Raw genomic sequence first — 13,920 nt, forward strand, 5'->3', positions numbered from 1 at the left:
GAGGCCCTTGATCTCCCGGTTGGCACCGCAACTATTTCCGATGGCCAAGAAACCCCAAACATCCTCTCGCATTGCTGACAATAAAAAAGCGGCATACAACTATTTTTTTGAAGAGCGCTACGAAGCGGGCGTGGTGCTGCAAGGCTGGGAAGTCAAAGCCCTGCGCGAAGGCAAGGTACAGCTCACCGATGGCTATGTGGTCATCCGTGAGGGCGAATTGTTTTTGTTCGGCTGCCAAATCAACCCGCTCAAAACCGCCTCTACCCATGTCAACCCGGATGCAGTACGCACCAAAAAGCTGCTCATGCACAAAGAAGAAATCCGCCGCCTGATTGGCAAGGTCGAGCAAAAAGGCTATACCCTGATTGCCCTGAACCTGCACTGGAAAGAAGGCAAGGTGAAATGTGAAGTCGCACTGGCCAAAGGCAAGGCCGAACACGACAAGCGTGACACCATCAAAGACCGCGAAGGCAAGCGCGAAGTCGAGCGCGCCATGAAGGTACACCACCGCTAAAGCGGCAGTGCCTTTCAATTTTTAAGGTTTTTTAGTCTTGTAGCGCCGCCAGCGGGTGCGCGTGGGCCGGCCAAGGGCTGCTAAAGAAGGATTGCACCAATTCGGGCGATACATCCTCAATCCGCTGTGGGTTCCAGCGTGGGCTTTGGTCTTTGTCCACCGCCAAAGCACGAATGCCCTCTAAGGTTTCACTTTGACCGGGGCGCAAATAGAAGCAATGGCGCACCAAATCGCGCTCCATACGCAAATCATCGGCCAAATTGAGGCTACGCGCGCGACGCACTTGCTCCAACACCACATGCAGCATCAGCGGCGAACGCTTGCGTAACAGGGCGGCAGTGGCTTTGGCCCAATCGCTGCTGGCCGCTTCTAGGGCGTTCACGATGTCTGGCACCGTTTTCAGGGCAAAGTATTGGTTGATTTCGGCATGGCAGGCTTCTAGCTTGGGCACGGCGGTTTTTAATTCGGCGGCCACAAAACTGCGCACAGCGGCAGCATTGGCAAAACTCTGACTGCCCAAGGCTTCCCAAACGCGCGCTTGCTGGTCTGCGGGCAAAAAGCCATCAGCCAAATTAAACGCAATCGCATCACCGGCACCAATGGTTTCGCCCACCAAGCCCAGCCACTCGCCTGCACGCCCAGGGCAACGGCTTAAAAAGTAACCGCCACCGACATCGGGGAACAGGCCAATTGCCGTTTCGGGCATAGCCATTTTGGTGCGCTCAGTCACGATACGCAGGGCCGCGCCTTGGCTAATGCCCATGCCACCGCCCATGACGATGCCATCCATAAAAGCAATATAAGGCTTGGGATAGCGGTGAATCAGGTGGTTGAGGGCGTATTCTTCGGTAAAAAAGTCTTCAATTTGTGGGTCGCCTACGCTGCCTGCTTGGTGCAAAAAGCGAATATCGCCCCCGGCACAGAAAGCGCCAAACGGCCCTTCTTTGTTGCTGCCGCGCACGGCCACGGCCAGCACGCGCGCATCGTCTTTCCAAGCCAACAAAATGGCCATCAAATCACGTACCATGCCCAACGAGAGCGCATTGAGCGCACGCGGACGGTTGAGCGTAATCAGGCCCACTTGGCCGCGCACTTCGCTCAAAACTTCAGAGACAGTCTCCGCCATTTTTCTTCCTTTCTGGTTCATTAACAAGACAAAGCACGCATTGTGCGATAGAGCGCAGCACCGATTGCGCCATTGCGGTGACTCGGTGCGCGGTATCAACATGGCATACAATGGACGGCTACCCATGCACAGCGCGTTCTGCATACCTACTAAAGCCGTATCCCCGGCCCCTTCTTAGTCTGCCCCACGGGCGCAGCAACCTCTATAGCCCGCTACGTCCAGCGCGGCCACCCTTGGCAGGGTGCATGGTTTTTGTGCTGGTTGTGTGCCATATGCCTTGGCACCTCCGCTAGACGATAGACACTCCAACTTGCTTTTTACGAGATAAAACATGGCCAAAGAAGAACTGATTGAAATGCAGGGCAGCGTGACCGAAGTGCTGCCCGACTCGCGTTTTCGCGTTACCCTCGAAAACGGACACCAACTGATTGCCTACACTGGCGGCAAGATGCGTAAGCACCACATCCGCATTTTGGCGGGCGACAAAGTCTCGCTAGAGATGTCGCCCTACGATTTGAGCAAAGGCCGCATCACCTTCCGCCATCTGGCAGGCCGTGGCCCCGGTCCGTCCTCGCGTTAACTTTGCCTTGCCCCCTGATTTTTAGCCAGCTTTTGCAAATCGGGGCTTTTTCTGTATATAATTCAAGTCTTGTCGGAGCGTAGCGCAGCCTGGTAGCGCATCTGCTTTGGGAGCAGAGGGTCGCGAGTTCGAATCCCGCCGCTCCGACCACCGTTTAAAAGCCTGTTGCATCTTGGTGCAACAGGCTTTTTGCTTGGCTAGGCCACCATAGCCCCTTTACACAAATTTTTGCCCATGAAAATTTTTCGCGGTTTCCGTCACCCCGGCATTGCCCCCGCCAGTGCCGTGACCTTGGGCAATTTCGATGGCGTACACCGGGGCCATCAGGCCATGTTGGCGCTGCTGCAAAACGAAGCCCTGCATCGGGGCGTGCCCAGCTGTGTGCTTACTTTTGAGCCGCACCCGCGCGATTATTTTGCCGGTGCCTTGCATCGGCCCGAACTGGCCCCAGCACGCATTGGCACCCTGCGCGACAAACTGACCGAGTTGCAGCGCTGTGGGGTCGAGCAAACGGTGATTTTGCCGTTTGATGCGCGCTTGGCGGCCCAATCACCCCAAGCTTTTATGGATGAAGTCTTGGTAGCGGGTTTAGGGGCGCGCTATGTCTTGGTGGGCGATGATTTCCGCTTCGGTGCCCAGCGTGCCGGTGACTATGCGCTGCTGGATGCCGCCGGTGCAGAAAAAGGCTTTGATGTCGCCCGCATGATGAGCTACGAAGTGCATGGCCTGCGCGTGTCCAGCTCGGCGGTGCGCCAAGCGCTGTTGGCAGGCCGAATGCAAGAGGCCGCCCAGCTGTTGGGGCGGCCTTACACCATCTCGGGCCATGTGGTGCATGGGCGCAAGCTGGGGCGGGCGCTCGGGGCCAGCAACGCGCAGGCGGACAATGGCTTTCGTACCCTCAATTTGCGTTTTGCCCATTGGAAGCCTGCCGCCAGTGGCATCTTTACCGTCTTGGTGCATGGACTCAGTGATGCGCCTTTGCCCGGCGTAGCCAATTTGGGCATTCGCCCCTCATTAGACCCCAACGATGTCAATGGGGGCCGCGTGCTGCTCGAAACCCATTGCCTGGCATGGCCGAGCCACCTCGGGGCGGAAGGGGGCTACGGTAAAATTGCCCGGGTGGAACTGCTGCACAAACTGCACGACGAACTCAAATACGACAGCTTCGATGCCCTCACGGCTGGCATCGCGCGCGATTGTGCCGATGCGCGCGCTTGGTTTGCCAGCCATGCCCAAACCCGCCGCCAAACCACGCGCGACCGAATTTGAGGGGCTACGCTGCCCACTTTCATCCCCTTTCGTGCCGCCTCACCCCTTGCCAGTTGGGGCCGCGTTGCCTGTATTTTTCTGAGAATCTTTCCATGTCCGACGCTCAAAAAACCGCTGCCACCCCCGATTACCGCAGCACCCTGAACCTGCCTGACACCCCCTTCCCGATGCGTGGCGACCTGCCCAAACGCGAACCGGCTTGGGTGAAGGAATGGGAGGACAAAGGCATCTACCAAAAACTGCGGGCGGCCCGCAGCGGCAAGCCCAAGTTCATCTTGCACGATGGCCCGCCCTACGCCAACGGCCAAATCCATATCGGTCATGCCGTGAACAAAGTCCTCAAGGACATGATTACCAAGGCACGTCAGCTAGAGGGTTACGACGCGCAGTATGTGCCCGGTTGGGACTGCCACGGCCTGCCGATTGAAAACGCTATCGAAAAACTGCATGGCCGCAACCTGCCACGCGACGAAATGCAGGCCAAAAGCCGCGCTTTTGCTACCGAGCAAATCGCGCAGCAAATGCAAGACTTCAAGCGCTTGGGCGTGCTAGGGCAGTGGGATAAGCCTTACAAAACCATGAACTTCGCTAACGAGGCGGGAGAGTTGCGCGCCCTCAAGCGCGTGATGGAGCGCGGCTATGTCTATCGTGGTCTCAAGCCGGTCTATTGGTGCTTTGACTGCGGCAGCTCCTTGGCCGAGTTTGAAATTGAATACCAAGACAAAAAGAGCGAAACGCTGGACGTGGCCTTCAAAGCGCACGACCCAGCACGCTTGGCCGCTGCTTTTGGCCTGCCTGCGGTGCAGCAGGATGCCTTTATCGTCATTTGGACCACCACCGCTTGGACGATTCCGGCCAACCAAGCCCTGAACCTGAACCCTGAATTGCCCTATGCGCTGGTGCAAACCGAGCGCGGCCAGTTCATTGTGGCGGCCCAGTTGGTGGACAACTGCCTGCAACGCTGGGGCTTGACCGGCCAAGTGCTGGCTACCGTGCCCGGCCAGCAGCTAGAGGGTTTGGAGTTTGAACACCCGCTGTACGACGTAGCCAACCCCGATGGCAGTTATGGCTACCGCCGTTTGGCCCCGGTCTATCTGGCCGACTACGCCACCGCCAGCGACGGCACGGGTATCGTCCACGCTGCCCCCGCTTATGGTGTCGATGACTTTAACTCCTGCGTTGCCCACGGCCTGAAGTACGACGACATCCTCAACCCCGTGCAAGGCAATGGCTGCTACGCCGCCGACTTCCCCTTGTTTGGCGGCCTGCACATCTGGAAAGCCGTGCCGGTGGTGTTGCAAACCCTGCGCGATGCCGGGCGCTTGCTGGCAACGCAAACCATCACCCACAGCTACCCGCACTGCTGGCGGCACAAAACCCCGGTCATTTACCGCGCTGCCGCGCAATGGTTTGTGCGTATGGATGCGGGTGAAGGCGTATTTGCCAGCGACAAGGCCGCAGGCACGCTGCGCCAATTGGCCTTGGACGCGATTGAACAGACCCATTTCTACCCCGCCAATGGCAAGGCGCGTCTGCGCGACATGATTGCCAACCGACCCGATTGGTGCATCTCGCGCCAGCGCTCTTGGGGCGTGCCGCTGCCGTTCTTCCTGCATAAAGATTCGGGCGAGCTGCATCCGCGCACGATGGAAATCATTGACCAAGCCGCCGCCATCGTCGAGCAAGGTGGTATCGAAGCGTGGAGCCGTGTTAGCGCCGAAGAAATCTTGGGCGCAGAAGACGCACCCCATTACACCAAAAGCACCGACATCTTAGAAGTGTGGTTTGATTCTGGCTCTACCTTTTGGCATGTGATGCGCGGAACCCATGCCGAACTGCACCACGACAGGGGCCCCGAGGCCGACCTGTACCTCGAAGGCCATGACCAGCACCGGGGTTGGTTCCACAGCTCGCTGCTGCTGGCCAGTGCTATCTATGGGCGCGCCCCCTACCGTGGCTTGCTCACGCACGGCTTTACCGTGGATGGCCAAGGCAAAAAGATGAGCAAGTCCTTGGGCAACACCGTCTCGCCGCAAGCAGTCAGTGGCAAGCTGGGGGCAGAAATCATCCGCCTGTGGTGTGCCTCGACCGATTATTCGGGCGACTTGGCGATTGACGACAAAATCTTGGCCCGCGTGGTGGACTCCTACCGCCGCATTCGCAACACGCTGCGCTTTTTGCTGGCCAACGTGAGTGATTTTGACCCGGCGCAAGATGTCGTGCCGTTTGAGCAACTGCTAGAAATTGACCGCTACGCGCTGATGCGTGCCACCCAGTTCCAGCAAGAAGTGTTGGCCCATTACAAGGTCTATGAGTTCCATCCCGTGGTGGCCAAGCTGCAACTGTATTGCTCCGAAGACTTGGGCGGTTTCTATCTGGACGTGCTGAAAGACCGGCTCTATACCACAGCCCCCAAGAGTTTGGCACGCCGTAGCGCCCAAACCGCGCTCTGGCATATCACCCATGCCATGTTGCGCTGGATGGCCCCGTTCCTCAGCTTTACCGCTGAAGAAGCATGGAAGGTGTTTGGCCAGTCTGAATCTATCTTTTTGGAAACCTACGGCAGCATTGGTGTCGGCACCACTACCGACGAGGGCTTGCTCGATAAGTGGGAGCGCATCCGCGCTATCCGCGATTTGGTGAACAAAGACATCGAAGTGGTGCGCGCTGCTGGCCAAGTAGGTTCTTCCTTGCAAGCCAAGGTGGTGCTAACGGTTGCGCCCGAAGACTACGCCCTGCTGGCCAGCTTGGGTGAAGATTTGAAGTTTGTCTTCATCACCTCGCAGCTGGAGTTGCAAGCAGGCGAAGCCTATGCCGCCCACGTTAGCCCGATGGAGGCCGCCAAATGCGAGCGCTGCTGGCATTACCGCGACGATGTCGGCCACGATGCTGCCCATCCTACCCTGTGTGGGCGTTGCACCAGCAACCTGTATGGGGCCGGTGAAGACCGGGCGCACGCCTAAATGACCGCCGCTGCACCCGAGGCGGGGCGCACGGGCGGCGGCAGCAGCTTCTGGCCTTGGTTGGGCTGGGCGCTGCTGTTGTTGCTGGCCGACCAAATCACCAAGCAAATGATTTTGCAAGCCTACCAATGGGGCGAAGGCAGCATCATCACCGGCTTTTTTAACATTGTGCGCGCACACAATACCGGTGCCGCCTTCTCGTTCTTGGCCGATGCTGGGGGCTGGCAGCGCTGGATGTTTACCGGCATTGGTGTGCTGGCAACGGTGATTATTGTGTGGCAGTTGCGCCGCCACCCTGAGCAAAAATTACTCTGCTTTGCGATGGCCAGCATCTTAGGCGGTGCCATTGGCAACGTGATTGACCGCGTGCTGTACGGCTATGTGGTGGATTTTTTGGATTTCCACTGGGCTGGCTGGCATTTTCCAGCGTTTAACATCGCCGATATGGGGATTAGCGTGGGTGCGGCTTTGTTGATTTTGGATGAATTTTTGCGGGCGCGCCAAAAATGAAGCAAGCGCTCAGCCCCAGCACCATCGCCATGCTCACCTTGGCCCCATTGCTCTGGGCTGGTAACGCGGTGGTCGGTCGCCTCATCAGCGATTTAGTCCCCCCCATGACGCTGAACCTGCTGCGCTGGGTGCTGGCCTTTGTGTTGCTGCTGCCACTGGCTTACCGGGTGCTGGGGCTCAGTAGCCCCATGTGGCAGCACTGGCGGCGCTTTATAGTGCTGGGGCTGTTGGGTATTGGCTGTTATAACGCGCTGTTGTATTTGGCGCTGCAAACTTCTACGCCGATTAACGTCACGCTGGTGGGCTCGAGTATGCCGGTGTGGATGCTGGCGATTGGTGCCTTGTTTTTTGGGGTCTCGGTCAACCAGCGGCAGGTGGTTGGGGCGGTGCTGTCCATGATTGGCGTGGTGGTGGTACTGAGCCGGGGCGATTGGCAGCAGTTGTTGGCTTTTCGCTGGGTGCCGGGGGATTTTTTCATTTTGCTGGCCACCATTGGCTGGGGGTTTTACAGTTGGCTGCTGGTACGCACCACCGAACCGGCCAGCATTCGCAACGATTGGGCCGCCTTTTTAATGGGCCAACTGGTGTTTGGCTTGGGCTGGTCCGCCTTGTTTGCGGGCGCTGAATGGGCTACGGACATGGGCACGCCGATTGTCTGGGGCGCGCCCTTGCTGGCGGCACTGGCGTTTATTGCCATCGGCCCGGCTTTGCTGGCGTATTGTTTTTGGGGCATTGGGGTACGCCGCGCTGGCCCCAATTTGGCGGGCTTTTTTAGCAACCTCACGCCGCTGTTTGCCGCGCTGCTTTCGGCAGCGTTTTTGGGCGAAGCGCCGCACCTGTACCACGCACTGGCCTTTGCCCTGATTGTGGGTGGGATTGTGGTGTCGTCGGGGCAGCGTTAATCGTCGTAGCCTACCCGCTTGGCTCCGGCCACCAACTGCGATAAATCGCGGTCTAGCAAGGCGGCATCGCCCAATTGCCACTCAATCAAGCGGCGCAGGTGGGTGATGCTGTCCAAATCCATGTGCAGACAGCGCAGACCGGTTTGGTGCGCCTCGCAGCGTGCTACCTCGACAGCCATGTTGATATGCACACTCGATGGGGCCAGCGTAAGCTGCAATTGGCACAAGGTGCCAGACTCTAGCGTGTGGTTGGCAGGCAACTCGACCAAAGCGCCCTTGAGCGAGAGGTCTAGGATATGCACACGCAGGCTAGAGTGGTCCAACTTTAACAAAGCGGGCGCATCGAAGTGGACACGGGTGAAATGGCGGCGTTCGTGGGACATGGCGGGCTGAGGTGGGATGAGACGAATGCGCCAGTTTAAGCCCCCACCGCCCTAGCGTGTGCGAAACTCACACTTTCTTCCTGCATCCGCTCTTATGGCTACACCCACTTTCTCGCCGCCGTTTTGTACCCTGTCAGACCTGACCCAACGGCTGCAAACACAGGGTTTTGCGGTGTTATCGGCCTCTGATGTCGTCGCTTGGTTAGGCTGTGATGCGGCCCAATTGCAAATGCTGCAAACCGATTGGCAAAATCTGCCGCCTGACCGTTACCTGAAAGATGGTGGCCGCTACCGCCAGCGCCGCCATGCCTCGTTTATCGTACAAAAAGACACGGTGCATACGGTGCCGCACCGCGCCCACTGGCAACCCCTAGAGTACAACGCCCTGCACGGCGGTATGGAGCGCTGGTTTGAGCCTATCTTGCCCGAAAGCTTGGCGCGGCCCATTTGGCAGCGTTTGCTGCAAACGCTGGGCCAGCTGTGCAACCAGGTTTTTACCCCTGAAGCGTGTGACGCTGCATTGCCTACACCGTGGTTTATCGAGGCGCACGAGTTCCGTATTGATACCAGCGATGGCATTGGTCGCCCCACGCCCGAGGGCGCACACCGCGATGGTGTCGATTTGGTGGCCGTGTTTTTGTTGGCGCGCCAAGACATTAAGGGTGGAGAAACCCGCGTCTTTGAAGCCTGCGCGCCCGCTGGGCAGCGCTTTACGCTGATGCAGCCGTGGTCTTTGCTGTTGCTCGACGATGCGCGCATGATTCACGAGACCACGCCCATCCAACCGCAAGGGCTGGGGGGCTACCGCGACACGCTGGTGATTACCTGTCGGCGCAATGGCTTTCAGGATAGCCCCAGCAGCAGCGCTTAAATCTGCTGCCGTGACCAAAGCAGCATTAACCCGGCTGCTGGGTGCTGGCGCTGGGCAATCCAGCGTCAGCGTGCGTGTCGGGGGCTTCTGGAGCCTGTTCGCTCCCGCCGTGGCGCACGGTGGTGGTTTTAGCGCGCAGTTTTTCTTCTTTTTTCTTTTTCTTTGCCAGCTCGCGCTGGCGTTTTTCGTATCCGTAGTTGGGGGTGGCCAAGGTGCTTGCTTTCTGTTGAGTGAAAAATGGAATGGGCCACTGTAACAGTTTCACAGCTGGCCGTGCAGTCGGCCCCGCATCAGCGGCAGAAGTTAGCTGTTGATTTGCCCCCAGAGCTTGTCCAGCCGTTTGATACTGACCGGCTGCGGGGTGCGTAATTCTTGGGCAAAAAAGCTCACGCGCAATTCTTCTAGCAACCAACGCAACTCTTGCATTCGGGTGTCAATCTGGCCTTTGCGCTCGGCCACCAAGCGCCAATAGCGTTGCTCTTGTGGGCGCAGTTCGGCCAACTTGGCAGCATCGCGGGCGGGGTCGGCGCGGAACTTGTCTAGGCGCAAGGTGATGGCCTTGAGGTAGCGCGCAAAATGGGCCAATTGCGGCCACGGAGCCAGCGCTAAAAAGTTCTTGGGGACTAGGCGTTGCAGTTGTTGTGCGGCATCGGCGGTGGCTTCGGGCGCGCCTTTGGTGTCTTTGATTTTGCGCGCTGCCACGGCGTATTCGGCCAAAATGGTGCCTGCCAGCCGGGCGACTTCATTGGCAATCAAGGTCAGGCGGCCCCGGCCTTCGTCAATGCGCTGCTTGAACTCGACTTCGGTGGTGGGCAGCGGTTCCAGCAAAAAGGCGCGGTCGATGGCGATGTCGATGATTTGCTGGCGCAGTTCTTCTTGCGTGCCCAAAGGCATATAGGCCACGGCCATTTTTTGCAAATCTGGGATATTTTTCTCCAAGTATTTGAGCGCATCTTTGATGTGCAGGGCGCACAAACGGCGCAGGCCCAAGCGGTGCTTGGCTGCCGCCACTTCTGGCTCGTCAAACACTTCAATCGTTACCGCATCGCCACCGTCAATCAGCGCTGGGAAACCAATCAAGGTTTGGCCGCGTCGGCCAATTTCCATCAGCTCGGGCAGCTCGCCAAACGTCCAAGCGGTGTAGCGCTGCTCGGCGTTGGCCGGAGTGGCCGTTTCTGTCTGCTTGGGGGCTGCCTTGGCATGGGGTGCGCTGCTAGGACGAGCGGTTTCTGGCTCTGGGGTGGCTGTGGTGGCCGATGCGCCTGCTTGGCTGGCCAGCTTTAAGCCCGCCAAGGCTTGGAAGGCTCCACGCGCCTTGGCCCCCAGTTCTGCCTTGAGCGCCCCCAGATTGCGCCCATGCCCCAACTGCCGTCCATGCTCATCGACAATGCGGAAGTTCATGAACAGGTGCGCGGGCAGCATGTCCAATTTGAAGTCGGTGCGCTTGACATCCAAGGAGGTTTCATCGCGCACTTGCTTGAGCAAGGCATCGACCAGCCCGATATGGCCGATGCGGTCCGGCGTGCCCAACAGTTCAGCCAAGCGACTGGCGGATTCTGGCAAGGGCACGAAGCGGCTGCGCGGGCGTTGCGGCAAGCTTTTGAGCAGGGCTTGGATTTTGTCTTTCAACATCCCCGGAACCAGCCATTCACAACGTTCGTCCTGCACTTGGTTCAGCACAAACAGCGGTATCGTGACGGTAATGCCATCGCGCGGGTCACCCGGCTCGTGCAGGTAGCTGGCGGCACAATCCACACCGCCCAGCCGTACCACGCGCGGAAAAGCGCTGGTGGTGATGCCTGCGGCCTCGTGGCGCATCAGCTCGTCGCGTGACAGTTTAAGCAAATCGGGGCGATTTTTGCTCTCGGCACGGTGCCACTGCTCAAACGTGCGGCCATTGCATACTTCTTGCGGAATTTGCTGGTCGTAAAAGGCAAAAATCAGCTCTTCATCTACCAGCACATCTTGGCGGCGGGATTTGTGCTCTAGCTCCTCTACCTTGGCAATGAGTTTTTCATTCGCCCTGAGAAAGGGCAGGCGCTTGTCCCAATCTACCGGCACTTCACCCGCCACCAGTGCTTGGCGGATAAACATCTCGCGTGCAGCGTGCGGGTCAATTTTGTCGTAACCCATGCGCCGCCCACTATAGACCACGATGCCATAGAGGGTGGCGCGCTCAAAGGCCACCACTTCGGCGGCTTTTTTCTCCCAGTGCGGGTCGAGTAGCTGTTTTTTCAGCAGGTGCGCGCCCACTTCTTCTAGCCATTGTGGCTCGATGGCGGCGATACCACGCCCAAACAGGCGCGTAGTTTCGACCAATTCGGCACAGACAATCCAACGGCCCGGCTTTTTACGCAAATGCGCGCCCGGATGGCGATGGAACTTGATACCCCGCGCGCCCAAGTAAACGTCTTCTTCTTCCGGCTTAAAACCAATATTGCCCAACAAACCCGACAGCATGGACAAATGCAATTGCTCGTAACTTGCTGGTTGTGGATTGAGCGCCCAGCCATGTTCGGCTACTACCGTGAGCAACTGGCTATGCACATCGCGCCACTCGCGCACCCGGCGCACATTGATAAAGTTTTGCCGTAGCAATTGCTCGTATTGGCGGTTGCTAAGTTTGTGCGTGGGGGCCACTGCTGCCACGGCGGGTGCATTGGCTGGTGCTGGTGCGGCCAAGCGCTGCGCCACCGGCAACACCGCCTGCGATGGCCCTTTGCGCTGCGCTTGCTGTTGCTGCACCCGTGCCGATGGCAAAGTGGGCGGCGTGCCGCCACGGGCTTGTTGCAGCCAGTTCCACAACGTCAGGTAACCACTGAACTCGCTCTTGTCGTCGTCAAACTTGGCGTGTTGCTGGTCGGCCTGTTGTTGTGCGTCCAAGGGGCGGTCGCGCACGTCTTGCAAACTCAAGGCGCTGGCGATAATCAGCACTTCGTTCAACGCACCGCGCGCGCGCGCTTCCAAAATCATGCAGCCCACACGCGGGTCTAGCGGCAGTTTGACCAACTCGCGCCCTGTGGCGGTCAGTTCGTTTTTGTCATCGACTGCGCCCAGTTCCGTCAGTAACTGGTAGCCATCGGCAATCGCGCGGCCCGAGGGTGCATCAATGAACGGGAACTCTTCTACCACGCCCAAGTGCAAAGACTTCATGCGTAAGATAACCCCAGCCAGCGAGCTACGCAAAATTTCGGGGTCGGTAAAGCGCGGACGGCCAGCAAAGTCTGCCTCATCGTACAAGCGGATGCAAATGCCGTTGGCCACCCGGCCACAGCGGCCTGCACGTTGGTTGGCAGCGGCTTGGCTAATCGGCTCGACCAATAGTTGTTCTACTTTGCTGCGTAGGCTGTAACGTTTCACCCGCGCCGTACCGGCATCAATCACATAGCGGATGCCCGGCACGGTGAGCGAGGTTTCGGCCACATTGGTCGCCAAAATGATGCGCCGCCCAGTGTGGCCGTCAAAAATGCGGTCTTGCTCGGCTTGGCTCAGGCGGGCAAACAGGGGTAGCACTTCGGCGCTGCGCGTGACCGGGTGGTGGGCCAAATGCTTACGCAGGTGGTCAGCGGCTTCGCGGATTTCACGCTCGCCGGGCAAAAACACCAAAATATCGCCACCAGCACGGCCCTGCCACAGTTCATCCACACCATCGGCAATGGCATCGTTGAGGCCATAGTCGCGGCTTTCTTCAAAAGGCCGCCAGCGTTGTTCTACCGGAAAGGTGCGCCCCGACACCATCATCACCGGCGCTGGCCCCTTGGCGCTGGCAAAGTGTTGGGCAAAACGGTCTGCATCAATGGTGGCCGAGGTAACGACCACCTTCAAATCAGGGCGGCGCGGCAAAATTTGCCGAATGTAGCCCAGCAGAAAATCAATGTTCAAGCTGCGCTCGTGCGCCTCGTCAATGATGAGGGTGTCGTAGGCTTTGAGCAGCGGGTCGGTTTGGGTTTCGGCCAGCAAAATACCGTCGGTCATTAGCTTGACCGAGGCATCGCGGCTGAGGCGGTCTTGAAAACGCACCTTGTAGCCCACCACCTCGCCCAAAGGGGTGTTTAATTCTTCGGCAATGCGTTTGGCTACGCTGCTGGCGGCAATGCGCCGGGGCTGGGTGTGGCCGATGAGTTGGCCTTTTTGGCCGGGCGGCGCATTGAGTTTGCCACGCCCCAAAGCGAGGGCGATTTTGGGCAGTTGGGTGGTTTTGCCCGAACCAGTCTCACCGCAGACGATGATGACTTGGTGCTGCTGCAAAGCAGCCATGATTTCGTCGCGCCGGGCGGATACCGGCAGTGACTCGGGGAAAGTGATTTTCAGGGGGGAGGCGGGGGCGGAAGCGTTCAAGGCAGCGAACTTTTGAGAGAATCGCTAATTATCCCAGCCCGGTGCTGGTTTCGCCCGGTAGCGCCTTACATCCACATGCACCGGGGCAAGACCTTTGTCGTCGGCCTGTCTGGCGAAGCCATCGCGGTAGGCAAAATTTGGCGCTGCTCCAAAGCATGGGGGTGAAAAAGCGCTGAACGGCTTACCATTAGCTTACACCAGCGGTTTCCTGTTTTTTATGAAACCAAATGAAACGCCACGCCCAATCGGCATAGGCTTGCTCGGTACGGATGCTGTAATGCTGTGTACGAAAATGGATGCGTAGGTACTCCAGCAGTTTGGGCTGGCGTGGGGCATCGGTGTTGGGGGTGTAGCGAAGCAGGCATCCGCAAAAATTTAGATTTGTCTAAACAGCTGGTTGTTGGCGTTTTCCTATGAATAGGGTAGGATGGTATTATTTTATCCGACTGCTGGCCTGCGTGGGA

11 protein-coding genes and 1 tRNA gene are annotated in these 13,920 nt (G+C 58.4%); 8 read left to right on the forward strand and 4 right to left on the reverse strand.

Annotated features, from left to right (window positions below):
• Positions 1–40 precede the first annotated feature (40 nt).
• On the forward strand, positions 41–514 hold the full coding sequence (smpB, locus tag PHX60_RS02050; protein WP_300073979.1) for an SsrA-binding protein SmpB: 474 nt from the start codon (positions 41–43) through the stop codon (positions 512–514).
• A 31-nt stretch (positions 515–545) separates the two neighbouring features.
• On the opposite strand, the gene PHX60_RS02055 is transcribed toward smpB, so the two are convergent.
• Positions 546–1,640: an enoyl-CoA hydratase/isomerase family protein gene (locus PHX60_RS02055; RefSeq protein WP_300073982.1), complete on the reverse strand. Its 1,095-nt coding sequence runs from the start codon at positions 1,638–1,640 to the stop codon at positions 546–548.
• 331 nt (positions 1,641–1,971) lie between these two features.
• On the opposite strand from PHX60_RS02055, the gene infA reads away from it, so the two are divergent.
• The 6 genes from infA (at position 1,972) to PHX60_RS02085 (ending at position 7,864) form a co-directional block, all read left to right on the forward strand.
• The gene (infA, locus tag PHX60_RS02060) at positions 1,972–2,220 is read left to right on the forward strand and encodes a translation initiation factor IF-1 (RefSeq protein WP_300073985.1); all 249 of its coding nucleotides are present in this window, start codon (positions 1,972–1,974) and stop codon (positions 2,218–2,220) included.
• A 73-nt stretch (positions 2,221–2,293) separates the two neighbouring features.
• A tRNA-Pro gene (locus PHX60_RS02065) sits at positions 2,294–2,370 on the forward strand.
• Positions 2,371–2,454: 84 nt separating this feature from the next.
• Positions 2,455–3,489, forward strand: a complete 1,035-nt coding sequence (locus tag PHX60_RS02070; protein WP_300073988.1) for a bifunctional riboflavin kinase/FAD synthetase — start codon at positions 2,455–2,457, stop codon at positions 3,487–3,489.
• A gap of 92 nt (positions 3,490–3,581) precedes the next feature.
• On the forward strand, positions 3,582–6,452 hold the full coding sequence (gene ileS / locus PHX60_RS02075; protein ID WP_300073991.1) for an isoleucine--tRNA ligase: 2,871 nt from the start codon (positions 3,582–3,584) through the stop codon (positions 6,450–6,452).
• On the forward strand, positions 6,453–6,962 hold the full coding sequence (gene lspA, locus PHX60_RS02080; protein WP_300073994.1) for a signal peptidase II: 510 nt from the start codon (positions 6,453–6,455) through the stop codon (positions 6,960–6,962).
• Positions 6,959–7,864, forward strand: coding sequence for a DMT family transporter (locus PHX60_RS02085; protein ID WP_300073997.1), 906 nt, complete (start codon positions 6,959–6,961; stop codon positions 7,862–7,864). The genes lspA and PHX60_RS02085 overlap by 4 nt, the downstream gene beginning before the upstream one ends.
• Here PHX60_RS02085 and PHX60_RS02090 read toward each other — a convergent pair.
• Positions 7,861–8,247, reverse strand: coding sequence for a PilZ domain-containing protein (locus PHX60_RS02090; protein ID WP_300074000.1), 387 nt, complete (start codon positions 8,245–8,247; stop codon positions 7,861–7,863). The genes PHX60_RS02085 and PHX60_RS02090 overlap by 4 nt on opposite strands.
• A gap of 94 nt (positions 8,248–8,341) precedes the next feature.
• On the opposite strand from PHX60_RS02090, the gene PHX60_RS02095 reads away from it, so the two are divergent.
• Positions 8,342–9,118: a 2OG-Fe dioxygenase family protein gene (locus PHX60_RS02095; RefSeq protein ID WP_300074003.1), complete on the forward strand. Its 777-nt coding sequence runs from the start codon at positions 8,342–8,344 to the stop codon at positions 9,116–9,118.
• 25 nt (positions 9,119–9,143) lie between these two features.
• On the opposite strand, the gene PHX60_RS02100 is transcribed toward PHX60_RS02095, so the two are convergent.
• The gene (locus tag PHX60_RS02100; RefSeq protein ID WP_300074006.1) at positions 9,144–9,329 is read right to left on the reverse strand and encodes a hypothetical protein; all 186 of its coding nucleotides are present in this window, start codon (positions 9,327–9,329) and stop codon (positions 9,144–9,146) included.
• A 92-nt stretch (positions 9,330–9,421) separates the two neighbouring features.
• Positions 9,422–13,456: an ATP-dependent RNA helicase HrpA gene (hrpA, locus tag PHX60_RS02105; protein ID WP_300074010.1), complete on the reverse strand. Its 4,035-nt coding sequence runs from the start codon at positions 13,454–13,456 to the stop codon at positions 9,422–9,424.
• Between the last annotated feature and the right edge of the window lie 464 nt (positions 13,457–13,920).

Source organism: Giesbergeria sp. (assembly GCF_028686475.1).
Taxonomy (GTDB): Bacteria; Pseudomonadota; Gammaproteobacteria; order Burkholderiales; family Burkholderiaceae_C; genus Simplicispira.